This window comes from Nonlabens sp. Asnod3-H03 (assembly GCF_045063665.1).
Classification (GTDB): domain Bacteria; phylum Bacteroidota; class Bacteroidia; order Flavobacteriales; family Flavobacteriaceae; genus Nonlabens; species Nonlabens ulvanivorans.
On the sequence record NZ_JBEFOD010000008.1, the window covers coordinates 554,226 to 579,465 of the forward strand.

Here is a 25,240-nt window from a genome sequence, read left to right on the forward strand (position 1 = left end):
AAGATACTATGAGTATGGTTAGGACTGAAATAAGCTGTAAATTTGTTTTATCTAAATATATTGAAAAGAGCCATGAGTGATACTACTAAACCTAATAACTTCATAGAAGACATTATAGAAGACGATTTAAACAATGGTCTTTCTCAAGATAAATTACGTTTCCGTTTTCCACCAGAACCTAATGGGTTTTTACACATAGGTCACGCTAGTGCAATATGTTTAAACTTTGGGCTAGGAGAGAAGTACAACAGGCCAGTAAATCTGCGTTTTGATGATACTAATCCTGCAAAAGAAGAAGCAAAATATGTAGCTGCGATTCAAAAAGACGTAGAATGGTTAGGTTATAAATGGGATAATCTGTGTTATGCGTCAGACTATTTTCAAGAGCTTTATGACTGGGCAGTTAAAATGATTAAAGACGGAAAAGCTTATGTAGATTCTCAATCTAGTGAAGAAATGGCCGCTCAAAAAGGGACACCTACTCAACCTGGAGTAGATGGACCTTACCGTAATAGAAGTGTGGAAGAAAATCTAGCACTTTTTGAAGGTATGAAGAATGGAGAATATGGTGAAGGAGAACACATCCTGCGTGCTAAAATTGATATGCAGTCTAATAACATGCTCATGCGCGATCCTATCATGTATCGTGTGGTTGATAAAGCACACCATAGAACTGGTACTGACTGGAAAATCTATCCTATGTACGATTGGACACATGGAGAAAGTGATTATCTCGAGCAAATCTCACATTCTTTCTGTACGCTTGAATTTAAGCCTCATAGAGAGCTTTATGACTGGTTCCTTGATCAAGTTATCGATAAAGATAAAATACGTCCTAAACAACGTGAATTTGCCCGTAGAAACGTATCACATACTGTGACTAGTAAACGTAAACTTCAAAAACTGGTAGAAGCTGGTGTAGTTAACGGATGGGATGATCCACGTATGACGACCATATCTGGTTTAAGACGTCGAGGTTACACTCCAGCATCATTAAAAAACTTTGCAGAGTCTATAGGAATCGCAAAACGTGATAACCTAGTAGATATGAACCATCTCGAGTTTCATTTAAGAGATGATTTAAATAAAACTGCAGATCGTGTGATGTGTGTATTAGATCCAGTAAAACTGGTTATTACTAATTATCCAGACGATCAGGTAGAGATCCTTCAGGCAGAAAATAGTCAGGAAGACGAGTCTCGTGGTTTTAGAGAAGTTCCTTTTTCCAAAGAACTTTATATAGAACGTGAAGATTACAGAGAAGAGGCAAATAAGAAATTCTTCCGTCTTAAAAATGGAAAAGAAGTACGTCTTAAGAACGGATACATCATTAAAGGTGAAGGTTGCCTTAAAGATGCAGACGGTAATATTACAGAGATTTACGCCACCTATGATCCAGATTCTAAAAGTGGTAGCGGCACTGAAGCGAGTATGCGCAAGGTAAAAGGTACACTTCACTGGGTAAGTGCTGCACATGCAGTGCCTGTAGAAGTACGCCTTTATGATCGTTTATTTACAGTACCATCACCAGATACTGATAAGGAAAAAGACTTTATGGAATTTGTGAACCCTAATTCTCTAGAAGTTATTACTGCAATGGCAGAGCCTGCAATGAAAAACTTAAAAATAGGTGACATTGTACAATTTCAACGTATGGGATATTTCTGTGTTGATCCAGATACTACAGAGGATCAAATGGTATATAACCGTACAGTAACCTTGAGAGATACTTGGGCAAAGCTAGAGGACTAGTATATTCTAAATATTTTGAATAATTACGCTTTCGCGAAAGCGTATCTTATAAAATCCTTCTTATTTTAACTACAATTAGTAATAATTATGTTGATTTAAGAAGGATTTAATATATATACCATAATTGTTAACCGGTTATTAACGTATTACCACATACAGTGTGTTTATCTTTGAATCAATTAATAATCAATAAATTAAACGAAGATGGCAAAGACAGGAAACGCATTAGTAGCACTAGCAGCAGGAGCAGCAATAGGAATAGCTGCAGGCTTACTTTATGCACCAGAAAGTGGTGAGAAAACTAGAAAGAAATTAAAGAAAAAGGCTGATAAGGCGCAAAAGGATATTAAAAATCAAGCACAAACTGCTTATGATACTTTAACAACTAAGGCCACTGAATATAAGGGTACCCTAGATGAGCGCATCGAGACTGCATTATCAACAGCAAGTTTTAAAGCTGACGATGCAATTGTTTCGTTAGAAAGAAAATTAGAGCAGTTAAGAGCACAAAATGCAAAATTACAGAAGCCTAAGGTAAACGGAAAAACCACGGTATAAATCTGATATATGGGAAAAGGTATAAGTGAGAATATTCAAGAATTTACCACCGCTACTCAAAGTTTTATAGAATCATCTATTAACTATCATAAACTCGATCTTTATAAAAAAGTAATGAGTGGCGTGATATCGAGCAGCCATAAATTGCTATTGGGATTTTTTTTACTGATATCAATTCTATTTTTAAGTCTTGCAGCCAGTATCTACATTGGTGATTTATTAGATAACGATGCTCTTGGATATTTAATCGTTGGATTATTTTATTTTTTACTCGTTATACTAGTAGCTTTATTTATGAAGCCAGTCATTGAAAAAAGTTTATTGCGCAAGACCAGCCAGCAATTCTTCAATTCAAATGAGGATATAAAAATTGACAAGTATGAGAGTTTATAATAGTTTTGACGAAATAGATAGAGATTTAAGGTATTTACAACTGCAAAAGCAGGTTGATCAAGAGACCATGAAACTTAATCTGAATGAAGTAAAGGAAAGCTTCTCTGCAGTATCAGTATTAACTAGTATTGTAAGTTCTATTGCAAAGAAAGCGGTGATTCTTAAAACGGTCAACAAATTAATAGGAAGATAAAATTGCATTGAAAAAGAAATGAAAAAGCACCGCTATTGCGGTGCTTTTTTTATTTAATAAAATAGATCTATAAGATTAATCTTGCCATCCATCAGAATCTTTATTTCTATTTGCCTCATCTCCTTCTTTATTTTTATTAGTTTTTTTCATTTGCTCACCTATTTGTGCACTTGCAGTGAAACTAGCAATCATGTTGTTTAACATATCACTACCAGCTTGTGGTGAGTTAGGTAAAAGAATAAGGTTAGAATTAGTTTCTTCACCCAAAGATTGTAAAGTATCATAGTGCTGAGTAACTACGATTAAAGCACTTGCCTCTTGAGAATTGATACCTACGTTATTTAAAACATCGACACTTTCTTCTAATCCACGAGCGATTTCACGGCGTTGATCTGCGATACCTTGACCTTGTAAACGTTTAGATTCAGCCTCGGCACGTGCTTTTGCAACAATCTTGATACGATCTGCTTCAGCTTCATATTCAGCAGCTGTTTTCTCGCGCTCTGCTGCATTAATACGATTCATAGCTGCCTTTACCTGTATATCTGGATCAATGTCTGTTACAAGCGTTTTAATGATGTCATATCCATAATCCATCATCGCCTCGTTCAATTCACGTTTTACAGCAATGGCAATATCATCTTTCTTTTCAAAAACGTAGTCTAGTTTCATTTTAGGAACCTCTGCACGTACTACATCAAATACATATGATGTTATCTGGTCATGTGGGTTTTGTAATCTATAAAAAGCATCATATACTTTTTCTCTTCTAACCTGGAATTGTACAGATATTTTAAGACGAACAAATACATCATCTTTTGTCTTAGTTTCAACAATAACATCTAGTTGTTGAATTTTAAGATTAATACGTCCTGCAATTTTATCAATTAATGGCACTTTAAACTGAAGTCCAGAATGACGCATACTGGTAAATTTTCCAAAACGCTCAATTAGAGCAGCTGTTTGTTGCTTTACCGTAAAAAATGAACTGAAAATTAGTAGAAGTATGATTACTCCTAAAATTGGAAAAATTAATTGTCCCATAGTTAGTGTTTTAAGTTTGTTTAAAGATACAGTACAATTAGTCTTATTTTATTTAAAAAAGTTACAGGCACTATTTACAATGTTCTTTATAAAGCTCTGTCAACATTAAAACTCCTTTTTCTTTATAGAGATCTTTTGTGACATGTGTCAGTAATTCAGGACATGAATCTTTAAAATAATAATCTATGATTTTGGTGAATGCTTTATAAAATCCAATTTTAATTTCAGTCATAGAGCTTCCTTCATATTGAAGATATTTAAGTTCTTTTTCATCAGGTAGTTTCATGTATGAAGTCATGCTGTAAGAAATGTTTCCGCGGCCGTCATTTGATTTTCCCCAAGCCACATAAATAGATACACCATCAATATTCTTTTCTATAACTTTAAACCAAATGGGCTTTTTACTCACTTTTAGTTTCTTAAAATTTAAAAACTTTGCCTGCATGTAGTATAAAACTTCATATTTCACAAGCTCTTCGCCTTTAGTAAATTCAAGTGTAGAAAATTCTACTGATAGAAATTTTTGTTTCTTACTATCTAAAGAACTTTTAAATTTAATTTTTTTAACAGCTGCAAAATCTGGTTCTTCAAAATAACCTATTAATTCTGTTCCGTCGGTCTTTACAGCCTTTCCGGGATAATACTTTGCAGCTATAGAAATCAATGGGATAATCAGAAAAAATGTAAGGATTGTATTTTTCATCTTTTATTTCTTTTAAAGAATTTGTAGCCAAGGTAAACAATAATGATATTGTTTGCTTTCTATTTAGTCTCTGAGTTCTTTTATTATTATGTTTAGCTTTTAATTTAATTATGAGAAGTTTATTTATTATTATTTTCATTTGTGGTTTCAATATAGTTGCTCAGGCTCAAAGAAGACAAGCTTCAAATAATAGACTAGGTATAGCTCTAGATGCTACCTTTTTTAGTTTAAACACTGATGATGTAGCGGTAGATGGTAAAGTAGGGTGGAGCGCTGGATTAGAAACCAGAGGATCCTCTAGACCTTATTGGGATATGATTTTTGGAATACACCTTTTTAATAATAAATTTTCTGTTCAAGAAGCGTTAACACTTGATGATATAGACATGAGTGTTATAGGTGCAGAGGTTAAGTTATTGTGGGCTTATAAAATTGATAATAGAGATTATCTTTCTTTAGAAATAGGACCAGCCGTATCTTTTAATGGTGAATTTAAAGTAGCAGATAAAAGGTATGAAGACAGCATAATTACAGGTAGTAGCGCTGTTACCGTTGCTTCTTTTCAAGAAACATCGCCAATAAATATTAATGGAATTGTCGGTTTAAGTGGTGGATCAGAGAAGATTAGATTTTCTGCTCACTACCACTATGCATTTTTAGATGTTTTAAATGGTAAAAACGCCTTAAGCGAAGAACTCAACGGTAATATGAGTTATATCACCGCTGGAGTTCGCTTTTATTTTTAAGATAACTTCTTTATAGCATGTTGAATGCGAGCGATAGTTTGATCTTTACCTATCATACTTGCTATTTCAAATACATCTGGTCCCATTAAACTACCTACTAGGGCAAGTCTTAATGGCATCATTACTTTACCAAATCCCATTTCTTGAGTAGTAATCCAGCCTTTAATTGCAGTACTTAAACCAGTAGCGCTATCATCAGTGCAGTCTTCGATAATTTTAATCACATCTGTCATGATGTTAGAAGTATCTTCTTTCCAAGCTTTTTTAGCTGCTTTTTCATCATATGAATCTGGTGCAGTAAAGAAGAAACCAGCCAGTTCAAAAAGATCTTCTGTAAAAACAGCACGTTCTTTCACTAGACCACAAACTATATTCACATAATCCTGTGATCCATAATCGATATCTTTTTCTTCTAACGCTTTCGCAAAAGCGGCACCTATAACAGCATCATCTTGTGCAACATACCATTGTTGCTGAAACCATTTAGCTTTTTCCGGATCATATTTTGCACCAGAACTATTTACCTTATCAAGACTAAAATCTTGAACCAATTCATCTAGACTGAAAATCTCTTGTTCAGTTCCTGGATTCCATCCTAAGAAAGCTAAAATATTGATCATTGTTTCTGGAAGAAAACCATCTTGTTTAAAACCTGTAGATATTTCTCCGCTTTTAGGATCTTTCCATTCTAGTGGGAATACTGAAAAGCCCATTTTATCACCATCACGCTTACTTAATTTTCCTTTTCCGGTAGGTTTAAGTATTAATGGTAGGTGAGCAAACTTAGGTCGTTCCCATCCAAAGCTTTCATAAAGCAATACATGCAATGCCATGCTAGGCAACCATTCTTCACCACGTATCACGTGAGAAATTTTCATATCATGGTCATCTACCACATTAGCAAGGTGGTAGGTAGGCATTCCATCACTTTTAAATAGTACTTTATCATCGATAAGTGAGGTGTCTATTTCAATCCCTTTACGGATTTCATCAAACATGTGTAGTGTTTTCAACTCTGGCTTAAAACGGATCACATAATCATCTCCACGATTGATACGTTCTTTTACTTCATCACTAGATAAGGTTAGAGAATTGGTAAAATCGTTACGATTGTTATGATTGTATATAAAAGTCTCCTTTTTTGCTTCTGCATTTTCACGAGCGGTTTGCAATTCTTGTGCAGTATCAAAGGCATAATAGGCGGCACCTTTTTCTATAAGGTCTAGCGCATATTGTTTATACATTGATTTGCGTTCGCTTTGTCTATAAGGTCCACAATCTCCTTCTTTTCCTGGTCCTTCATCATAAGGAATATGACACCAGTTTAAAGCGTTAATAATATAATCTTCAGCACCTTCTACATACCTGTTTTGGTCTGTATCTTCAATACGTAGTACAAAAGTACCGTTGTGTTTTTTTGCAAATAAATAGTTGAACAATGCTGTTCTAACGCCACCTATATGTAATGGTCCCGTAGGACTAGGTGCAAATCTTACTCTTACTGAAGTGCTCATTATCGCCGTTTTTAAGGCTGCAAAGATAATATTTGTAAGTTATGAGTTCAGTGTTAACAGTTAAGACTTTCTCAAGAAAGTGGTTCTCTATAGCTATGGTAGGACAATATATAACGATTATAAATGTCTATTTTTATTTTCAGATAATTCTATCATTTCTTGTGGCACATGTTTATTAACAATTGAAAACCACAATGGTGGTATCGTAGCAATAACCATCATAGTAGGATATCCATAGGGTAGTTGTGGACTGTTTTCATGATAATCTAGAAGTTGATACTTTTTATTTGCTCTATAGTGATGATCACTATGTCTAGTAAGTTCATAAAGCAAAATTCTACCCAGCGCGTGGTTAGAATTCCAGCTATGTATTTCTCTTACTACTTCATATCTGCCTGACTTTTTCTGTACTCTTCTCAACCCATAATGTTCTAGATAATTTATAATTTCTAGCAAACTAAAACCGACTACAGCAATACATAATGCAATTATAGAAGTCATCCAAGAAAATGAAATACCTATAATAATTAAATAACTCAATTGTATAACTGTGTACCAAAGCATGTCATTTTTTACTGAATAGAATGATTGATCGTTTACTTTCAATAATCTATTTTGAATACTCCATGAGTTTTTATATTGATTGATAACAGAACGCCACCAGAATGCATATAGACTTTCATTGTAACGCGCACTAGCTGGGTCCTCAGGTGTTGCAGCATTTACATGATGTCCATAGTTATGCTCTATATAAAAATGCATGTAGAGACTAGGTAATAACAATATTTTACCTAGAAAACGTTCCCACGATTCTTGTCTGTGACCTAATTCATGTGCAACATTAATTCCATTACTACCAGCCACTATTCCTAACGTAAAGATTAAACCTATTACTTCATAAGTTTCAAAATTACTGATAGAGTACACGTATAAACCATAAATAAGAACACTAAATATGATAGGTACATTTAACCACAATAAGATGTCAAATAATTTATTTTTTAACTTACTCTCTTTACTTTCCGCATCTAAATTGCTAGTTAAAGATGGCATGATTAGTTCAATTAATGGTACGATTGTAAAAACCATCAATGGGGTAATATATAAAGCAGATCCTCTATAATAAATACCAATCACGCACAAAATAGGAACGATATATGCGGTTAGGTATTTGAGATCTTTCATGAGTAGGATGATTAAACTATTGAAATTTTAAGGGCGTTATTTTCTTAAAGAACAAGTTCTAATATACACCATATCATAAACATCGTGCTCATTGCGTTATATTTACCCTACGTAGACGACATATTAAGTGATGAATAACTTTCAAATCATAGAGCACAAGCTCAAACTTTTTATTAAAAAATATTACACAAATGAGATCATTCGTGGTATTATTTTATTTCTAGCGATAGGATTATTGTACTTTCTATTTACTGCTGTTATCGAGCATTTTTTATGGTTGAGCTCTACAGGTAGAACAATTTTATTTGGTCTTTTTGTATTAGTACAGGCAGCATTATTGTTTAAATTTATTGGTATACCATTAGCAAGACTATTCAAATTATTTTCAGGAATTGATTTTAGAGATGCCAGTAATATGATAGGAACTCATTTTCCTGAAGTATCAGATAAATTAATCAACATATTACAATTACATAAAAATGGAGGAGATGATGAGCTTACTTGGGCCAGTATTAATCAGAAGAGTGAAGAGCTCAAACCTATTCCTTTTTCTCTCGCCATCGATTTTAAAAAGAACGCGGCATATTTAAAATATCTTGCTATTCCATTGTTAATTATTGCTGCACTTTTCTTCACTGGTAATAATGATGTACTAACAGAAAGTACAAAACGTGTAGCAGACTTTAACAATGAGTACATCCCACCAGCACCTTTCACTTTTAAGTTGCTTAATGAAGATTTGAATACTTTACAAAAACGTGATTTCAAACTTAATGTAGAAGTTTCAGGAAGAACAATTCCTGAAAACGCAAGTATTCATTTTAATAATCAAACTTATTATTTAACTCAAGACGCTCCAGGTAGATTTAGTTTTGTATTTAATAATCCATCTGCAGACACTCCATTTTATCTTAAAGCAAATGAAGTGCGTAGTGAGAATTTTGAACTTACTGTCGATGCTGTCCCTTCCATTAATAAATTTGAATTATTGATGGACTATCCATCCTATACTGGTAAGAAAGATGAGGTTATAAAAAGCACTGGAAATGCTCTGGTTCCACAGGGAACTAAGATTACTTGGAAATTAGAAACTGCTGCGACAGATCATGTAGATTTTAAATATACTAATACTGTAGAATCGTTTGAGAAGGATGGTAATGATTTCGCTTTCGCGAAAGCGATATTAAAACCACTTAAATATGCTATCTCAACATCCAATGTGAATGCAAGGGATTTTGAAGAATTGAATTTTAAAATTGAAGTTACTAAGGATGATTATCCAGAATTAAAAATGGAAATGAAGAAAGATAGTATTCAAGAAGATATTCTTTATTTCAGAGGTCAAGTAGCTGATGATTATGGGATTAAAAGGATACAACTTGTTTATTTTGAAAGCGATAATAACGCAAGTCAGAAGATTTATGAGATAGGAAAGAATCGTGGAACATTTGATCAATTTCTTTTCACTTTTCCTGGTAATTTACCCTTAAAAGGCGGTAAAAATTATCAATTTTATTTTGAAGTAGTTGATAATGATGTTGTTAATAATTTTAAAAGTGCAAAGAGTCAGGTTTATGGTTTCAAAAAATCTACAAAAGAAGAGGAACAGCAAAAACAATTAAAAGATCAAAAAGAATCTTTAGAAGAGTTAGAGAAATCATTATTAGAACAAGAAAAACAACAAGAAGAACTTAAAGAAATAAGTCAAGAGCAAATTGAGAAAAAACAACGTGGTTTTAACGATAAGAAAAAATTAGAACAAGCTCTTAAAAATCAACAAGAGCAGGAACGTGAAATGCGTCAACAAATGGAAAAAATGAGGGATAATTTAGAGAAGTCTAATCCTGAAAAAGATCCTATGAAAGAGGCTTTAAAAGAACGTTTACAGCAAAGTGAAGAAGAGATTAAGAAAAATGAAGAATTACTTAAAGAGCTTCAAGAGTACCAAGATAAGTTAAGTAAAGAAGATCTTAAAGAAAAAATAGAGAAGGCTCAAAAGAATTCAAAGCAGCAAAAGCGTAATTTAAAACAATTGCTAGAGCTCACAAAAATGTATTACGTTACGCAGAAGTATGAGCAAATGATTGATAAGCTGAAGGACATTGCACAACAGCAAGAAGATCAATCAAAAAAAGAAGGTGATAAGAATAAGAAGTCTGAACAGGATAAGTTAAATGAAGCTTATAAGAAATGGGAAAAGGAACTACAGGAACTCGAGAAGGAAAACAATGGTCTTAAAAAACCTATGAAGTTAGATTTTGATCCACTTAACTCACCAGAGATAAAAAAAGAACAGCAGGAATCTAGTGATGATCTTGAGAATTCTAAAACGCCTGATGCTAGTAAAAAACAAAAAAGTGCCGCAGATAAAATGAAAGAGCAAGCTCAAGCTATGAAAGCTCAAATGAGTTCGGGTAAATCTGAGAAATTGAAAGAGGATGCAGATATGTTGCGTCAGATATTAGATAACCTGATTGTGTTTTCAAAGGAACAAGAAAACGTTCTTAATGGTGTTAAGAATCTAAATAGAAACAGTCCAAATTTTGGTAAAAAACTTAAAATCCAAAAGGATCTTGAGAAAGCATTTAAACATGTCGATGACAGTTTATTTGCTCTTGCATCACGTAATCCTGAGGTGGGAATTGAAATAAATAGAGAAGTAACCGACATTTACTATTATATAGATAAATCTTTGGTACAACTAAGTGATTTTGAGATGAATAAAGGACAGATATCACAGCAGTTCACTTTGAATGGTGCTAATAAACTAGCAAATCTACTTAGCAGCGCTATGGATGCTATGAATAATGCGATGGCTTTACCTGGTAAAGGTGAAGGAGAACCTGGTGAAGGTCAAAGTTCAGGTTTTCAGTTACCAGACATTATTAAGAAACAGGAGTCTTTGATGAAAGATGGGCAGGACGGTAAGGAAGGTAACGATGGTAAAAAACCTGGTGATGGTGAGGGAAAAAAACCTGGCGAAGGTAAACCTGGAGAATCTGGTCCACCTGGTCAAGGAGGAAAGGATGGTCAAGAAGGTCAGTCGGGTGAAGGTGGTCAATCTGGTGAAGGTGGCGAAAGCGGTCAGGGCGGTAAAGACGGTAAAGGAAGTACTGGTGAATCTGGCCAAGGTGGTCAAGGTGGTGAAGGCGGTCAAGGTTCTAATGGTGAAGGATCGGGTAGTGATGGTACGAGTGGAAAAGATGGAAATGACAATGGATCTGGTGATAGTCAAGAGAAACGTGGATATAAGGAATCAGAAGAAGAAAGTGGAAGGATTTATGAGATTTATAAAAGACAACAGGAATTGAGAAATCAATTAGAGGATATGATTCGTCAGGAAGGTCTTGAAGGAATCGTTGATGACATTACTGATAAGATGAAGGCAGTTGAGCGTAAGCTATTAGATCAAGGTTTTAATCGTGAAGTTCAAAATCAAATGATGGAGATACAACATGATTTATTGAAGTTAAAAGATGCAGGATTGCAACAAGGTAAGGAGGATGAAAGAGAAGGAAATACTAATCGTAAAGACTTCAACAATCCTACCAATGCTGTTTTACCAGATGCATCCATGTATTTTAATAGTAAGGAGATTTTAAATAGACAAGTACTACCTTTGCAACAGCAATATAAACAGAAGGTAAAGGAGTATTTTAAAGAAGATGGTAGACTTTAATTATCAATTTAATTTTGAATTATCAGATGAAGTACGATATTCAAAATGGTTACGAGCTGTTGCTTTATCTGAAAATAAATCTTTAGGTGATTTGTCCTATGTTTTTTGTACTGATGATTTTCTATTGGAAATAAATCAGAAGTATTTAAATCATGATACTTTAACGGATATTATAACTTTCGATTATTGCGATGATGATTTTATTCATGGGGAAATATATATTTCTGTGGATAGAGTTAAGGATAATGCTAAGGATTTTGTCGTAAGCTTTGACGATGAGCTGTTACGAGTTATGTCTCATGGGCTGCTTCACCTTATTGGTTTTGGTGATAAAACCGATATCGAAAAAAGTACTATGCGACTAAAAGAAGATGAAAAAATTAAAATGTTTCACGTGAAACAATAGGTATGTTTGATAAAGAATATGATGTAATAGTTGTTGGTGCAGGACATGCAGGAAGTGAAGCCGCAGCTGTATCTGCAAATATGGGTTCTAGTACATTATTGGTTACTATGAATCTTGAAACTATTGGACAAATGTCTTGTAACCCTGCTATGGGTGGTATTGCAAAAGGGCAAATTGTTAGAGAAATTGATGCTTTAGGAGGATTGAGTGGAATAGTTTCAGATAAGAGTGCTATTCAATTTAAAATGCTTAATCAATCTAAAGGTCCTGCTATGTGGTCTCCTAGAACACAAAATGATAGGATGCGCTTTTCTGAAGAATGGAGGTTGCAATTGGAGGCTATTCCGTTACTTGATTTCTATCAAGAAATGGTTGCTGGTTTAGTTATTGAAGGTAACAAAGTAGTTGGTGTTCGAACCTCTTTAGGTATTGAAATTAGATCTAAAGCTGTAGTTCTTACTAATGGTACTTTTTTGAATGGTTTGATTCATATTGGTGATAAACAGTTTGGTGGTGGTAGGGCAGGTGAGCGTGCTTCAACGGGTATTACAGGTCAGTTAGTTGATTTAGGTTTTGAATCCGGCCGTATGAAGACAGGTACTCCACCTCGTGTTGATGGTCGTTCTTTAGATTATTCGAGAATGGAGCCACAGCCAGGCGATGCAATTACTTCTAAATTTAGTTACAGTAATCTTACTACATCTCTGAAGTCTCAAAGGGATTGTCATATGACTTATACCAGTCCCGAGGTTCATAATTTATTGCGTGAAGGTTTTGATAGATCTCCAATGTTTAATGGTAGGATTAAATCTTTAGGTCCTCGTTATTGTCCTAGTATTGAAGATAAAATAGATCGATTTGCTGATAAGGATAGACATCAATTATTTGTAGAACCTGAGGGATGGAATACTTGTGAGGTTTATGTAAATGGTTTTAGTACATCTTTACCTGAGGATGTACAATTTAAAGCTTTACGTAGTGTGGTTGGTTTTGAAAAAGTGAAGTTTTTCAGACCAGGTTACGCTATTGAATATGATTATTTTCCACCTACTCAGTTAAAACATACTTTAGAGACCAAACTTATTGATAGTTTATATTTTGCTGGTCAGATAAATGGTACTACAGGATATGAAGAAGCCGCTTCTCAAGGTTTAATGGCTGGTATTAATGCAGTTCGTAAAATAAGAGAAGAAGAGCCATTCATTCTAAAAAGAGATGAAGCTTATATTGGTGTACTTGTAGATGATTTAATTACTAAAGGAACTGAGGAACCTTATAGAATGTTTACATCACGAGCTGAATATCGAACGTTGTTGCGACAAGATAATGCAGATTTAAGGTTAACACCTAGAGCTGTTGAATTGGGTATTGTTACTGATGAAGCTCTCAAAAGAGTAGATCGTAAAGCTACAGAATCAGAAAGAATGGTTCAGTTTTTACGTGATACAAGTTATGATTTTAAAGAAATGAATAATCTGTTAGTAGCTAAGGGTACTAAACAAGTTACTCAAAATGATAAGCTTTTTAAAGTTTTTTCCAGACCTCAGATTAATCTAGAGGGTATCAAAACTATTTCTCAGGTAAAAGAATATCTTGAAACTAATGATCTAGATGATGATATTCTAGAACAAGTTGAAGTTCATGTAAAATATGCTGGCTACATTGCAAAAGAAAAAGATAATGCTGATAAGTTACACAGATTAGAAAATGTGAAAATTCCATCTGATTATGATTTTAAATCTATTAAGTCTCTTTCCTATGAGGCACGCGAAAAGTTAACAGCAATTCAACCAGCTACAGTTTCTCAAGCATCTCGTATCTCGGGAGTTTCTCCTAGTGATATTTCGGTGTTATTAGTACATATGGGAAGATAGTTTCACGTGAAACAATGAAAAAAAACAATAATTACTCAGAGCATTTTCTTTCTTTAAAAGACTATTTTTTGACTCAAGAATCATTTGAACTATATAGGGATCCTTCTTCCGCAGTTCTTAAAACGATTCCTCAACCTAGGCATTTAGAAGCTTTTTATGAAAGTGAGGATTATCTATCTCACGATGATTCTCAAACCTCTTTTTTTGCAAAATGTTATCAGTTTGCTAAAAGGTGGAACCTAAAAAGCAAAAAACAGTTAATTGCAAAGTATGCAATCGACGGAAAAATTTTGGATATAGGTGCTGGAGTAGGTGATGTTGTAGCCATTTTAAAAAATGCGGGTTATGATGCTATAGGATATGAACCTAGTGAAAAAGCAAGATCATTTGCCGCGAGAAAAGGAATCGAACTTTTAAATCAAACGGATTCTATAGAACCAAAAAGTATTAAGGTTATAAGTATGTATCACGTTCTTGAACATGTGCCTGATTTTGAACAGCAAATTAATCAAATCCAAAACTGGTTAACAAAAGATGGGATTCTAATTTTGGCACTGCCTAATTATGATTCATTTGATGCAAAATATTTTAAAAAAGAATGGGCTGGATATGACGTCCCTCGACACTTATATCATTTCAATAAAGAAGCTATAAGAAATATCTTTCAAGACCGTTTTGAATTAATAACTACAAAACCGATGTGGTTTGACAGTTTATATGTTTCCATATTATCTGCACGTTATCAGAAAAGAAAATTTTCCTTTCTTTATGGTTTATGTATAGGTTTTTTATCTAATTGTTCTGCGGTCTTCACTAAAGAACCATCTTCACTAGTTTACGTCCTTAAAAAACGATTTTAAAGCCTTTTAAGAGGCTTTTACATAGGTTATGGTAGTTATGTGTAATATTATTTAAAATGCCGTTTAGATTGCTTTAATCAGTAGGTTTTTAATAAACTTAATTTATTTTATATATAAAAACAATAGTTTATATTGATTGTATCCAAAATAGACCAAAAACGACGAGAAGAAAATAAATGGCTGTTCTACCTGCGCCACGATAATCCTGTAAAATTCTTAATCCGATAAGTAGAATTAAGAAAAGAACTCCTGTAATAATTAATCCTATTTCGCTCAAGGAGATATCTTGATCAACTATGATATCATAAATTCCCAAAGCTAGGAATGAGGTCACAATTATCTCAAGGCCTAAAATTATAATTAAGGATAGTTTCACTAAAAAAGGCGGTAGATGGTTTTTATACATTTCTACATAATCCTTGAGAGTCTTATTCCAAACAAATAATTTTTCATAAGCAGAAATAATTATTGTTAACAGCAAAAAAACTAAAATTAAAATGGGACCTGAATAAGTAATCAACAGAAAGAATTTTTAACGAAAGGTAAAATTACTACCTTTTTATAATTAATTCCTAATTTTCAACATGTTAACTACTTTTAAGCAGATTTATGAATAAGACGAGTAAGTCCTATTGCTAGGTCTGTTAGAATGACTTTACCATTACCATTTCTTTCAATATGGTAAATAGCTTTCTCTATTTCATCACTTATAGGTTGTATACGATGACCTTCTATAAATGGAGCAAACTTTTCTAATTTAAAATCTGGCATTTGCGGTGTTAAATAAACCGCACTATTTGCTTTGTAATTAAGTAGCATTGCTTGTCTGAAATATTCTAGACAATACAATAAAAAGCGTTTTTGAGTTTCTCGATTAGTAGCGGCTATCATATCTGCCCACGCAATTAAATCGTTAATTGCAGACTTGCGACCACGTGCTGCAAATGCGGTACGCACCCAGGTTACAAACCATTTTTCAAAATCAGTATCTTCAGATATGTTATGAATGGACTGTACAGCTTTATTATAATCACCATTTGACTGTCTTGCGATTTGTTGAGCACGTGTTATTTCTAAACCGTTTCTTTCAAGTAATCCATTAGCGATAGATTCACTATTTAATTTAGGAACATGTAAAAGCTGGCACCTCGATTTAATAGTATTGATGATTTGATCTTCATCTTCAGCGATTAGTAAAAAGACTGTTTTTGCCGGTGGCTCTTCAATCAGTTTCAATAATTTGTTAGAAGCCTCGGTATTTAATTTATCCGCACCCCAAATTATTAAAACTTTATATCCACCTTCATAGGATTTGAGACTCAATTTAGAAACTATTCTTTTAGCCTCATCAACACCTATTTTACTTTGCTTTTTTTCAATCTCAATGGCTTGATACCAATCTGCAAGGCTACCATAAGGTTGTGTTTTTAAAAACTCTCGCCATTCTGCAATAAAATCATCAGATACTGCTTTGGCTTTAATCTTTGCATTATTTGCTACAGGATAAGCAAAATGTAAATCTGGATGTGCGATTTGATCCATTTGGGCATCACATCTATCATTATTAGAATTACATAATATACTTCTGGCATACGCCAGTGCTAGTGGTAAAACACCACTTCCTGTAGGACCTACCATTAATTGCGCGTGTGCAATCCTACCATTTTCAACCGTGGTTTGTAAATGTGTCTTAAGATGTTCTAGTCCTATGATATCTTGATATCGCATAATGCAAATATAAAAGTATAGGCGCGAGGTTGTATCATAACCGCTATATTTGTGACCATTCACAACATATAACTATGAAGACTATTAACGATATCAATTTTAAAGATAAAAAAGCCTTAGTAAGAGTTGACTTTAACGTGCCGCTCAATGATGATTTTGAAGTAACGGATGCGACTCGTATCCTTGCGGCAAAAGATACCATCATTAAAATTCTAGAAGATGAAGGCTCAGTAATACTTATGTCACATCTAGGTCGCCCTAAAGGAAATCAAGAAGAATTTTCTTTAAAGCACATCGTTGCCGCTGCTACTGATATATTAGGTGTTCAGGTAAAGTTTGTGGACGATTGTATAGGCGATGCCGCTCAACAAGCAGCTGCAAACCTACAGCCATGTGAAGTTCTCTTATTAGAAAACTTAAGGTTTCATAGTGAAGAAACTGCTGGTGATTCCGCTTTCGCGAAAGCGTTATCTCAATTAGGAGACGTATATGTAAACGACGCATTTGGTACCGCACATAGAGCACATGCATCTACAGCAATAATTGCTCAATATTTTGATGAAAAATGCTTTGGTCACTTAATGACAAGAGAGATTGAGAGCTTGAATAAAGTGTTGGAAACTCCAGATAAACCAGTCGTAGCGATTTTAGGTGGTGCAAAAGTTTCATCTAAGATTACCGTTATTGAAAATATACTCGATAAAGTTGATGATCTTATTATCGCAGGTGGTATGGCATATACCTTTATCAAAGCGCAAGGTGGTAAAATAGGGGATTCTCTCTGTGAAGACGATAAAATGGAATTAGCACTTGAAATTCTTGAAAAAGCCAAATCAAAAAATACTAACATACACTTACCTGTAGATGCTATTACTGCCGATGCTTTTTCTGAGCACGCAACCATAGATAATGCAGCTATTGACGCTATCCCAAATGGTTGGATGGGATTAGATATAGGAGAGAAGTCTAGATCACAATTTCATACTGTATTAATGCAGGCCAAAACTATTTTATGGAATGGTCCAGCAGGTGTTTTTGAGCTTGAGCCATTTTCTCATGGTACTATTTCTTTAGGTAAATCTGTCGCAGCATCTACTGCTGCAGGAGCATTTTCTTTAGTAGGTGGTGGTGATTCTGTTGCTGCGGTAAAACAATTTGGTTTTGATGATCAAGTAAGTTACGTCTCTACCGGTGGTGGTGCAATGCTAGAAATGCTAGAAGGTAAAACACTTCCTGGTATTGCTGCCATATTAGATTAATTCTTAAAACAATACATGTATAAATTCTTTTTATTCTTTTTTGCGTTATCTATGGTGACTATGGCGCAAGTCTCACCTGATAGTACGACTACTACAGGACGTATAATCACCTATGAAGAATTCAAAAAAAATCAGGAAAAAGAACAACAAATTACAACTGTAACAGACTCTATAAAACCAACTATAGATGTAGTAACTGACACTACCTCTATGGTAAATATTCCTGTAATAACAATTGCTACTGCTGCGATTAATGAATATCCCGAGGTAGATAAATTTGATGAGAACTTACTTAAAGAGCTGTATAACAATGATATGTATGATTATATGTATGATGAAGTTATACAAATGGATTATAGTGAGGCTGTTATGAAAACGCTACCTACAGACACACTTAAAGCACGTCTGAAACGTATTAATGAGACCACACCTTTTCAAATAGATTATAATCCTGTACTAGAACAATTAATCAATAAAAAGTTGAGTCATCAACGTATCTATATGGAGCGTTTAATGACTTTGAGCGATTATTATTTTCCGCTATTTGAGGAAATGTTAGATAAATATGATATTCCACTAGAGATGAAGTATCTAGCTGTAGTGGAAAGTGCATTAGATCCTAGAGCAAAAAGTAGGGTAGGTGCTACCGGATTATGGCAATTCATGTTTGCTACAGGTCGCGATTTTGATCTTGAGGTAAATTCTTATGTTGATGAACGCATGGACCCTATAAAATCTACAGAAGCAGCATGTAAATTCTTAAAGAGTTTATATAATATCTATGGAGATTGGGATCTAGCATTAGCGGCATATAACTCTGGTCCCGGAAATGTGAATAAAGCCATAAGACGTAGTGGTGGATATAAAAACTACTGGAATTTAAGACCTTACTTACCACGGGAAACCGCTGGTTATGTACCTGCATTTCAGGCTATGGTATATTTATACACTTATGCAAGTGAGCATGGTTTTCAACCTGCACAAACAGCATATAAAACAATCGCAACTGATACCATACGTGTTAAGAAAATGATTTCCCTAGAGCATGTTGCTCAATTTACTGATGAGGATATAGAAACTATTCAATTTCATAACCCTAGTTATAAATTAGATATCATTCCAGCAGTATCTGGTAGAAATTATTATCTCAGGTTGCCGGTAAGAGCAGCAGGGAAATTTGTGAGTAGTGAGGATGCGGTATACGCTTTCGCGAAAGCAGAATTAGACAAAAAAGAAAAACCTTTACCAGAACTCGTTAAAGCAGAGTCTCGTGTCGTTTATCGAGTTAAAAATGGAGACTATCTAGGTAAAATTGCTAATAAATATGGAGTGAAAGTTAGCCAATTGAAAAGATGGAACAGCCTGCGTAGTAATAATTTAAAAATTGGACAACGGTTGTATATACATCCTAGAAAACCTATTACGAGTGGCTCTACTAGTTCAAAAAAAGCACCTGGTAGTTATAAAGTAAAAAGTGGTGATAGCTTATGGAAAATCGCAAACACCTATGGCATAACTATTGCTCAAATTAGAAAATTGAATCCTGGTAAAACCGAAGATTTACAACCAGGTACCACTTTAAAACTTAAATAATACTCTTATGAGATCCATAGTTTACATATTTCTCGCAATGATCACATTAACTGGTTGCAACGATGCGCCGGTAATCGTAACAGATAGCGCTGGTAGAATGAATGATATTTTATTAGTGATTGACAATGATTTATGGGAGAATGAAGTAGGTGATAGTATTAGACAGATTCTAGCAGCACCTGTAGATGGATTAGTGCGTGAAGAACCACAGTTCTCTCTTAACCAGATAGAGCCAGATTCATTTGCAGGATTGTTGATGAAAAACCGTAATTATTTAAAGGTTGAGACTTCTAATAAGGAGCCAGGTGTAACCGTCACGACTGGATTATATGCAAATCCACAGACTGGTGTTATCATAAGAGGTAAAGATGCTGCTGGCGTTATAGAACAAATCATTACTAATGCACAGCAAATTAAAACCATATTTAATGATGGTGAGATTAAGGAAAAGCAACGCTTGATGAAAAAAGTAGGGCTTAATGTTGATCAGATTAAAGAACGATTTGGCATTGAACTGATAGCGCCTAGATCATACCGATATGCGGCACCAGATGATAAAGATTTTTTCTGGTTGCGACGCAATATTAAAGAAGGTACGATGGATATTATGATCTATGAAGTGGATCGTGATAAGATTCCTCAAGATTCTAATGTCGTAGCTAGTATTACTAAAGTAAGAGATTCTGTAGGTTCTTTAAAAGTGCCAGTGGATAATGGAGAATTTATAACTGAACGTGCTTTCTCACCTTATGTAAATGAAAGTCAGGTGGACGGTAAATTTGCTTATGAAACAAAAGGATTATGGGAAGTTAGCGGACAGTTTATGTCTGGACCTTTTCTTAATTATGCGATTTATAACAAAGAAAAAAATAACTGGCTAGTTATAGAAGGTTACATTTTTGCACCTAGTGCAAAGCAACGCAATTACCTTTTTGAACTAGAATCGATATTAAAAAGCGTGAAATTTATATCCCAAGAAGATTAAATAACACTTTGTGATTATAAATAAAAAAGCCCTTTCAAAATTGTTGAAAGGGCTTTTAATATGGTATGATTTAGACTAGTTGTTAGAGTCTATTTGATCATTATTTGCTTTGTCTTCTTTAGTAGCGTCTTTAAATTCTTTAATTCCACCACCTAAACCGCGCATCAATTCTGGTATTTTTTTACCTCCAAAAATTAATAACACTACTAGCGCTATTAATATAATACTACCATAACCAGGCATTCCTAAAATAAAGTTTGCTAACATAATATGTGTTTTAAAAACATTACAAAGATACAATGAACTCTTTCAAACTTTTAATAATGACGTTAAAATTACTTGTTTTATAGAAAGTAAAAGGGTAGCCCATTCCTATTGAGCTATAATTATCCTTAAGAAGACAATTTTAAAGCATACTTAAAGTTGATGATTAGTAAGAATAGCATTGTATAGAAATAACGTGCGAGCTATTATATTATTTTATCTTTGAAATTCGTTAAAGACGCTCATGGCTACTAAAAAGGAAAAAGGAAAACTTAAGAGAAAATGGTTGCATCGCTATCGAATGGTGGTGCTCAATGATGATACTTTTGAAGAACGCTTTTCTTTAAACTTAACTAGATTAAATGTTTTTATAGTTACAGTATTATCTGCTATCATCCTTATAGGATTAACTACGGTCTTAATAGCATTTACACCGTTAAGAGAATTCATACCTGGTTATGCCAGTACTAAACTTACTAAAGATGTTATAACCCTAGAAAATAAAACAGACTCTTTACTGACCTCAATTCAATTGCAACAACAAAAATATGATCGTATTCAAATGGTGTTAAGTGGTAACATCACTGCCGCAGAATATGCTAGAATAGACAGTATTGCAAAAGTAGAAACTGCAAATCAAGAGAACTTACCAATCCCTATTGAAGAAGATAGCTTATTGCGAGAAGAAGTGGATCGTGAGGATAAGTTTAACGTGATAGAAGGAGCAACTAGTCGTACTAACTTTATATTCTTTACACCTGTAACTGGTACTATATCAGATGGTTTTAATGCAGAAAAAAAACATTATGCCGTAGATATTACATCTGCAGCAAATTCACCAGTAAAAGCTGCGGCAGATGGCACAGTGATTTTTGCAGGTTGGAGTACAGACACTGGAAACACCATACTTATGGAACATTCTTATGGTGTAATTACCGTTTATAAGCACATGGCTACATTGAGTAAAAAACAAAACGATCAAGTACAAGCTGGTGAGGTAATCGGAATTGTAGGTAATACGGGTGAGTTAACTAATGGACCACATTTACATTTTGAATTGTGGATGGACGGCTATCCACAAGACCCAACTAATTTTATCAACTTTCAGTAATGTCAATAAAATCATTCGCAGCAAAGGTTTTTGCAGCTATCATTGATAGGCAAACTCGTAAATGGTCTACTCAACCAGTGGCTACACAAGAAAAGGTTTTTAAACATCTCATTAAGACTGCTCGAAATACCGCTTTCGGTAAAGCACATTCTTTTCAAGATATAGATTCACACGCTACTTTTATTGAAAAAGTACCCGTAAGAGATTATGAAGAATTAAGGCCATTTGTAGATAGAGTTGTGGCCGGAGAATCAGATGTTTTATGGCCTGGAAAACCACTGTATTATGCAAAAACCTCTGGGACTACTAGTGGTGCAAAATATATTCCTATTACTAAAGAATCTATGCCAGAGCATGTCAATGCTGCTCGTAATGCCATTTTAAGTTACATCCACGAGACAGGTAAAGCAGCTTTTGTAGATCACAAAATGATTTTCTTGCAAGGTAGTCCTGAAATGGAAGATAAGAATGGTGTTCAGTTAGGTAGATTAAGTGGAATTGTAGCCCATTATGTACCGGGATACTTACAAAAAAACCGTCTGCCTTCCTGGAAAACTAACTGTATTGAAGATTGGGAAACTAAGGTAGAAGCAATTATTGATGAAACCTTACCTGAGAATATGGGTATCATTTCTGGAATCCCTAGTTGGGTACAAATGTATTTTGAACGCATTGTACAACGTACTGGCAAAAAAGTAGGTGATGTATTTCCAGAATTCAACCTTTTCATTTATGGTGGTGTGAATTTTGAGCCATACAGGCCTAAATTTGAACAGCTTATAGGTAGAAAAGTAGATAGTATTGAGCTATTTCCAGCAAGTGAAGGATTTTTTGCATATCAAGATAAACAAGATGTGAAAGGAATGCTATTGTTATTAGATGCTGGAATTTTTTATGAGTTTATTCCTGCAGATCAATTTTTTGAAGAAAATGCACCACGTTTAACTATAGGTGAGGTGGAGATCGGTGTGAATTATGTGCTTATTATTTCTACAACAGCTGGTTTATGGGCATATAACATAGGTGATACAATTGCTTTTACCTCTACCAGTCCGTATCGCGTTATAGTAACTGGTCGTATCAAGCACTACATCAGTGCAAGTGGAGAACATGTCATAGGTAAAGAAGTAGAGCATGCCATGAAAGAAGCCGCTGCCATACACAATGTTGTGATTAATGAATTTACTGTTGCACCACAACTTGCCCCAGATAATGATGAATTACCTTATCATGAGTGGTTTATAGAGTTTGGTGGAAAACCTAAAGACCTGGAAAAGTTTAAAGCAACTTTAGATCTTAAAATGCGCGAGCAAAATAGTTACTACGATGATTTAATAGTTGGTAAAGTTTTGCAACCTCTTATTATTAAGCAAGTTGTTGAAAATGGATTTAAGCAATACATGAAAACCATAGGTAAGCTAGGTGGACAAAATAAGTTACCGCGACTCTCTAATGATCGTAAGATCGCTGAGGTCTTAGAGAGATTATAATTTAAATAATTTTCTAAAATTAATTTTACAATCATATAACAGGCTGCAAATAGTTGTTATAGCTGTATAGACTAGTTAAATAACTATCTTTGCTAGGAAATTTATTATATGCCTATACTTAACGTAGAACCACGGACAAGAGCCCAAGAAAGTACTAATGCCATTGAACGCATGTATATAACCATGCGACATTTATTTAATCGTGGCTTTTATAAACCTATGGGCGTGAGTGGAGAATCTTTAAGAGAATCACTCCTTACCTTAAGGCCAGAGATCTACGGCTCTATTGCTGAGGAGAAAATAGAACTTAGTGGTTTGCTTTACGTAATGGACCGTTTACCAGAAGGTATTGAAGAGTGTTCTTACATCAATTTAACTAGTGATGAAGGTTATCAAGGTTCTCATTTTAAAGCGATTATTCCTAAAAAGAGACGTCGCAACTGCTATCGTATCGATAAGCACCAGATGAATATAGAGGTTACTCGAGGACGCTCAGAGATTTATGATATACTGACGCACCTAACTTTTCTTATGATAGAATCTCATAAGATTATGAAGCAAGTACTAGTCGGTGATAATGGTAGTACAACTCGCGACTGGAAATGTCTAGAAGCAGTAATAGGAAAAACAAAACTAACACAGCAAGAAAAAGAAGTTGCCGTTACACATGTAGCAACTATATTAGGGCGCACTTTTGAAGAAGTGATGAGCGTTTATAATGATTTTGCAACTGCAAAAAATCCTCATCAGTTTTTAAGTACCATCTATCATTTAGGTAATCTTGCAAAGAAGGAAATCCTAGATGGGGAAAAGAGATTGGTGACATTCTCTCCTGTTTTAAGAGAACGTCTGGGTCACCATATTCATGGAGATAAATGGGCGTTACGCATCAAGCAACATCTAGTAGACCACAATCTTTTTGATAGACCATTACATATCATTAGTGCAAATCTGCACAGTGTAATGAATTCACTTTACGGTCCTAAAGCACTTGAGGCAAAGCTTAAAAATAGTGACCGCATGGAGTTGTTTGCGACTCTTAGTAATGACGCTGCAAAAAAAGATCGCGATGCTATTAAAAAGCACGCGCTCGCAAATGGAATGTCCTACCTTAAGGATGAAAGCGGTACTAATATAGACGTACAGATTTTTGATATGTCTCAGTGCCAGTACATGGATGTAGACTTTTGTTCAGTTAGCTTCCGCGAAAGCGAGGAAAACACAAAGCCAGTGCTTATAGTCATGGATTATGCTTTTGGAGAACAAGCTTATGAGACCATGGATGAATTGTTAAAGCCATATAAAGATGAGAATGGTAAGCTGCATTTAATGAACATGAAGTCAATTAACATCATGGGTAAAGCAGGTATTCTAGAAGGTGATAAAGGAGATATCATGGTTCCAGATGCCCACGTTTTTGAAGGTACTGCAGACAACTATCCATTTAAAAATAAACTGACTAAAAAAGATTTAAAAACAGATGGTATTAATGTAGTAGCCGGTTCTATGGTTACTGTATTAGGGACATCTTTACAAAATAAAGATCTATTACAATTTTTCTATAGTTCGAGCTGGCGTGTGATAGGTCTAGAGATGGAAGGTGCACATTATCAAAAAGCGATACAAGCTGCCTCTAGAGTACGTCGCAGTATCAATAAAAAGATTAATGTGCGATATGCATATTATGCTAGTGATAATCCTTTAAAAACAGGTCATACACTTGCCAGTGGTGGATTAGGTCTTACAGGAGTAAAACCAGTATACGTCATTACTGAAAAAATCCTTGAACAGATCATGGAGAACAGTGTTGCTTCAGAAATAAGTACAGAATTATAATTTAAGCCTCCTATTATCGTTTTTAGGTAGAAATAAACTTCAATTATATTTGAATAAATAAAATCAT

22 protein-coding genes are annotated in these 25,240 nt (G+C 34.3%); 15 read left to right on the forward strand and 7 right to left on the reverse strand.

The window, feature by feature from the left end:
* The first annotated feature begins 72 nt into the window (after positions 1–72).
* The 4 genes from ACJJVI_RS05780 to ACJJVI_RS05795 all read left to right on the forward strand — a co-directional run bounded on the left by ACJJVI_RS05780 (position 73) and on the right by ACJJVI_RS05795 (position 2,896).
* The gene (locus ACJJVI_RS05780) at positions 73–1,752 is read left to right on the forward strand and encodes a glutamine--tRNA ligase/YqeY domain fusion protein (RefSeq protein WP_405350953.1); all 1,680 of its coding nucleotides are present in this window, start codon (positions 73–75) and stop codon (positions 1,750–1,752) included.
* A gap of 204 nt (positions 1,753–1,956) precedes the next feature.
* Positions 1,957–2,310 carry a YtxH domain-containing protein gene (locus tag ACJJVI_RS05785; protein WP_042245142.1) on the forward strand — a complete coding sequence of 118 codons (354 nt, stop codon included), beginning with the start codon at positions 1,957–1,959 and terminating at the stop codon, positions 2,308–2,310.
* Positions 2,311–2,319: 9 nt separating this feature from the next.
* Positions 2,320–2,703 carry a phage holin family protein gene (locus ACJJVI_RS05790; RefSeq protein ID WP_042245145.1) on the forward strand — a complete coding sequence of 128 codons (384 nt, stop codon included), beginning with the start codon at positions 2,320–2,322 and terminating at the stop codon, positions 2,701–2,703.
* A complete protein-coding gene (locus ACJJVI_RS05795; protein WP_036583274.1) occupies positions 2,690–2,896 on the forward strand; it encodes a DUF6327 family protein in 207 nt (68 codons plus the stop codon). The genes ACJJVI_RS05790 and ACJJVI_RS05795 overlap by 14 nt, the downstream gene beginning before the upstream one ends.
* A 75-nt stretch (positions 2,897–2,971) precedes the next feature.
* Here ACJJVI_RS05795 and ACJJVI_RS05800 read toward each other — a convergent pair whose 3' ends face one another.
* Both ACJJVI_RS05800 and ACJJVI_RS05805 read right to left on the reverse strand, forming a co-directional pair.
* Positions 2,972–3,940: an SPFH domain-containing protein gene (locus ACJJVI_RS05800; RefSeq protein WP_042269238.1), complete on the reverse strand. Its 969-nt coding sequence runs from the start codon at positions 3,938–3,940 to the stop codon at positions 2,972–2,974.
* 70 nt (positions 3,941–4,010) lie between these two features.
* Entirely contained in the window at positions 4,011–4,643 is a 633-nt protein-coding gene (locus ACJJVI_RS05805; protein WP_036583270.1) for a hypothetical protein, read from the reverse strand.
* Between the two features lie 110 nt (positions 4,644–4,753).
* Here ACJJVI_RS05805 and ACJJVI_RS05810 point away from each other — a divergent pair, with 110 nt between their 5' ends.
* On the forward strand, positions 4,754–5,389 hold the full coding sequence (locus tag ACJJVI_RS05810; RefSeq protein ID WP_042295133.1) for a hypothetical protein: 636 nt from the start codon (positions 4,754–4,756) through the stop codon (positions 5,387–5,389).
* Here the strand turns inward: ACJJVI_RS05810 and gltX are convergent.
* Both gltX and ACJJVI_RS05820 read right to left on the reverse strand, forming a co-directional pair.
* On the reverse strand, positions 5,386–6,903 hold the full coding sequence (gene gltX, locus ACJJVI_RS05815; RefSeq protein WP_405350956.1) for a glutamate--tRNA ligase: 1,518 nt from the start codon (positions 6,901–6,903) through the stop codon (positions 5,386–5,388). The two genes, ACJJVI_RS05810 and gltX, sit on opposite strands and share 4 nt — an antisense overlap.
* A 117-nt stretch (positions 6,904–7,020) precedes the next feature.
* Positions 7,021–8,088 (reverse strand): alkane 1-monooxygenase, encoded by a 1,068-nt coding sequence (locus ACJJVI_RS05820; protein WP_405350958.1) that lies wholly within the window; start codon positions 8,086–8,088, stop codon positions 7,021–7,023.
* A 130-nt stretch (positions 8,089–8,218) separates the two neighbouring features.
* Between ACJJVI_RS05820 and ACJJVI_RS05825 the strand changes: the two genes are divergently transcribed.
* Genes ACJJVI_RS05825 through ACJJVI_RS05840 form a run of 4 tightly spaced genes read left to right on the forward strand, consistent with a single transcriptional unit; the run spans position 8,219 to position 14,907 of the window.
* Complete coding sequence (locus ACJJVI_RS05825; RefSeq protein WP_405350960.1) at positions 8,219–11,767, forward strand: hypothetical protein; 3,549 nt, start codon at positions 8,219–8,221, stop codon at positions 11,765–11,767.
* A complete protein-coding gene (ybeY, locus tag ACJJVI_RS05830; RefSeq protein ID WP_042245159.1) occupies positions 11,754–12,173 on the forward strand; it encodes an rRNA maturation RNase YbeY in 420 nt (139 codons plus the stop codon). Before ACJJVI_RS05825 ends, ybeY begins: the two co-directional genes overlap by 14 nt.
* A gap of 2 nt (positions 12,174–12,175) precedes the next feature.
* A complete protein-coding gene (gene mnmG, locus ACJJVI_RS05835; protein WP_405350962.1) occupies positions 12,176–14,047 on the forward strand; it encodes a tRNA uridine-5-carboxymethylaminomethyl(34) synthesis enzyme MnmG in 1,872 nt (623 codons plus the stop codon).
* A 14-nt stretch (positions 14,048–14,061) separates the two neighbouring features.
* On the forward strand, positions 14,062–14,907 hold the full coding sequence (locus ACJJVI_RS05840) for a class I SAM-dependent methyltransferase (RefSeq protein WP_405350964.1): 846 nt from the start codon (positions 14,062–14,064) through the stop codon (positions 14,905–14,907).
* 127 nt (positions 14,908–15,034) lie between these two features.
* Here the strand turns inward: ACJJVI_RS05840 and ACJJVI_RS05845 are convergent, their stop codons facing one another.
* Entirely contained in the window at positions 15,035–15,388 is a 354-nt protein-coding gene (locus ACJJVI_RS05845) for a hypothetical protein (protein ID WP_152550767.1), read from the reverse strand.
* A gap of 116 nt (positions 15,389–15,504) precedes the next feature.
* Positions 15,505–16,635, reverse strand: coding sequence for a DNA polymerase III subunit delta' (locus ACJJVI_RS05850; protein ID WP_036583252.1), 1,131 nt, complete (start codon positions 16,633–16,635; stop codon positions 15,505–15,507).
* Between the two features lie 74 nt (positions 16,636–16,709).
* On the opposite strand from ACJJVI_RS05850, the gene ACJJVI_RS05855 reads away from it, so the two are divergent.
* The 3 genes from ACJJVI_RS05855 to ACJJVI_RS05865 are packed head-to-tail and all read left to right on the forward strand — an operon-like array spanning position 16,710 to position 20,472.
* Positions 16,710–17,894, forward strand: a complete 1,185-nt coding sequence (locus ACJJVI_RS05855) for a phosphoglycerate kinase (RefSeq protein ID WP_036583249.1) — start codon at positions 16,710–16,712, stop codon at positions 17,892–17,894.
* 15 nt (positions 17,895–17,909) lie between these two features.
* Entirely contained in the window at positions 17,910–19,487 is a 1,578-nt protein-coding gene (locus ACJJVI_RS05860) for a LysM peptidoglycan-binding domain-containing protein (protein ID WP_405350967.1), read from the forward strand.
* A gap of 7 nt (positions 19,488–19,494) precedes the next feature.
* Positions 19,495–20,472 carry a DUF4837 family protein gene (locus tag ACJJVI_RS05865; protein WP_036583245.1) on the forward strand — a complete coding sequence of 326 codons (978 nt, stop codon included), beginning with the start codon at positions 19,495–19,497 and terminating at the stop codon, positions 20,470–20,472.
* A gap of 75 nt (positions 20,473–20,547) precedes the next feature.
* Here ACJJVI_RS05865 and ACJJVI_RS05870 read toward each other — a convergent pair whose 3' ends face one another.
* Positions 20,548–20,742, reverse strand: a complete 195-nt coding sequence (locus tag ACJJVI_RS05870; RefSeq protein WP_105072209.1) for a twin-arginine translocase TatA/TatE family subunit — start codon at positions 20,740–20,742, stop codon at positions 20,548–20,550.
* A gap of 238 nt (positions 20,743–20,980) precedes the next feature.
* Between ACJJVI_RS05870 and ACJJVI_RS05875 the strand changes: the two genes are divergently transcribed.
* From ACJJVI_RS05875 to ACJJVI_RS05885, 3 genes are all read left to right on the forward strand, one after another.
* A complete protein-coding gene (locus ACJJVI_RS05875) occupies positions 20,981–21,847 on the forward strand; it encodes a M23 family metallopeptidase (protein WP_036583243.1) in 867 nt (288 codons plus the stop codon).
* Positions 21,847–23,337 carry a GH3 auxin-responsive promoter family protein gene (locus ACJJVI_RS05880; protein ID WP_405350969.1) on the forward strand — a complete coding sequence of 497 codons (1,491 nt, stop codon included), beginning with the start codon at positions 21,847–21,849 and terminating at the stop codon, positions 23,335–23,337. The genes ACJJVI_RS05875 and ACJJVI_RS05880 overlap by 1 nt, the downstream gene beginning before the upstream one ends.
* 108 nt (positions 23,338–23,445) lie before the next feature.
* Positions 23,446–25,173: a DUF6909 family protein gene (locus ACJJVI_RS05885; protein ID WP_042269259.1), complete on the forward strand. Its 1,728-nt coding sequence runs from the start codon at positions 23,446–23,448 to the stop codon at positions 25,171–25,173.
* The last annotated feature ends 67 nt before the right edge of the window (positions 25,174–25,240 follow it).

What these genes read in the sequence shown, in the direction of transcription:
- ACJJVI_RS05780 (WP_405350953.1), top strand. Translation starts at nt 73, where the DNA reads ATGAGTGATACTACTAAACCTAATAACTTCATAGAAGACATTATAGAA.
- ACJJVI_RS05785 (WP_042245142.1), top strand. Translation starts at nt 1,957, where the DNA reads ATGGCAAAGACAGGAAACGCATTAGTAGCACTAGCAGCAGGAGCAGCA.
- ACJJVI_RS05790 (WP_042245145.1), top strand. Translation starts at nt 2,320, where the DNA reads ATGGGAAAAGGTATAAGTGAGAATATTCAAGAATTTACCACCGCTACT.
- ACJJVI_RS05795 (WP_036583274.1), top strand. Translation starts at nt 2,690, where the DNA reads ATGAGAGTTTATAATAGTTTTGACGAAATAGATAGAGATTTAAGGTAT.
- ACJJVI_RS05800 (WP_042269238.1), bottom strand. Translation starts at nt 3,940, where the DNA reads ATGGGACAATTAATTTTTCCAATTTTAGGAGTAATCATACTTCTACTA.
- ACJJVI_RS05805 (WP_036583270.1), bottom strand. Translation starts at nt 4,643, where the DNA reads ATGAAAAATACAATCCTTACATTTTTTCTGATTATCCCATTGATTTCT.
- ACJJVI_RS05810 (WP_042295133.1), top strand. Translation starts at nt 4,754, where the DNA reads ATGAGAAGTTTATTTATTATTATTTTCATTTGTGGTTTCAATATAGTT.
- gltX (WP_405350956.1), bottom strand. Translation starts at nt 6,903, where the DNA reads ATGAGCACTTCAGTAAGAGTAAGATTTGCACCTAGTCCTACGGGACCA.
- ACJJVI_RS05820 (WP_405350958.1), bottom strand. Translation starts at nt 8,088, where the DNA reads ATGAAAGATCTCAAATACCTAACCGCATATATCGTTCCTATTTTGTGC.
- ACJJVI_RS05825 (WP_405350960.1), top strand. Translation starts at nt 8,219, where the DNA reads ATGAATAACTTTCAAATCATAGAGCACAAGCTCAAACTTTTTATTAAA.
- ybeY (WP_042245159.1), top strand. Translation starts at nt 11,754, where the DNA reads ATGGTAGACTTTAATTATCAATTTAATTTTGAATTATCAGATGAAGTA.
- mnmG (WP_405350962.1), top strand. Translation starts at nt 12,176, where the DNA reads ATGTTTGATAAAGAATATGATGTAATAGTTGTTGGTGCAGGACATGCA.
- ACJJVI_RS05840 (WP_405350964.1), top strand. Translation starts at nt 14,062, where the DNA reads ATGAAAAAAAACAATAATTACTCAGAGCATTTTCTTTCTTTAAAAGAC.
- ACJJVI_RS05850 (WP_036583252.1), bottom strand. Translation starts at nt 16,635, where the DNA reads ATGCGATATCAAGATATCATAGGACTAGAACATCTTAAGACACATTTA.
- ACJJVI_RS05855 (WP_036583249.1), top strand. Translation starts at nt 16,710, where the DNA reads ATGAAGACTATTAACGATATCAATTTTAAAGATAAAAAAGCCTTAGTA.
- ACJJVI_RS05860 (WP_405350967.1), top strand. Translation starts at nt 17,910, where the DNA reads ATGTATAAATTCTTTTTATTCTTTTTTGCGTTATCTATGGTGACTATG.
- ACJJVI_RS05865 (WP_036583245.1), top strand. Translation starts at nt 19,495, where the DNA reads ATGAGATCCATAGTTTACATATTTCTCGCAATGATCACATTAACTGGT.
- ACJJVI_RS05875 (WP_036583243.1), top strand. Translation starts at nt 20,981, where the DNA reads ATGGCTACTAAAAAGGAAAAAGGAAAACTTAAGAGAAAATGGTTGCAT.
- ACJJVI_RS05880 (WP_405350969.1), top strand. Translation starts at nt 21,847, where the DNA reads ATGTCAATAAAATCATTCGCAGCAAAGGTTTTTGCAGCTATCATTGAT.
- ACJJVI_RS05885 (WP_042269259.1), top strand. Translation starts at nt 23,446, where the DNA reads ATGCCTATACTTAACGTAGAACCACGGACAAGAGCCCAAGAAAGTACT.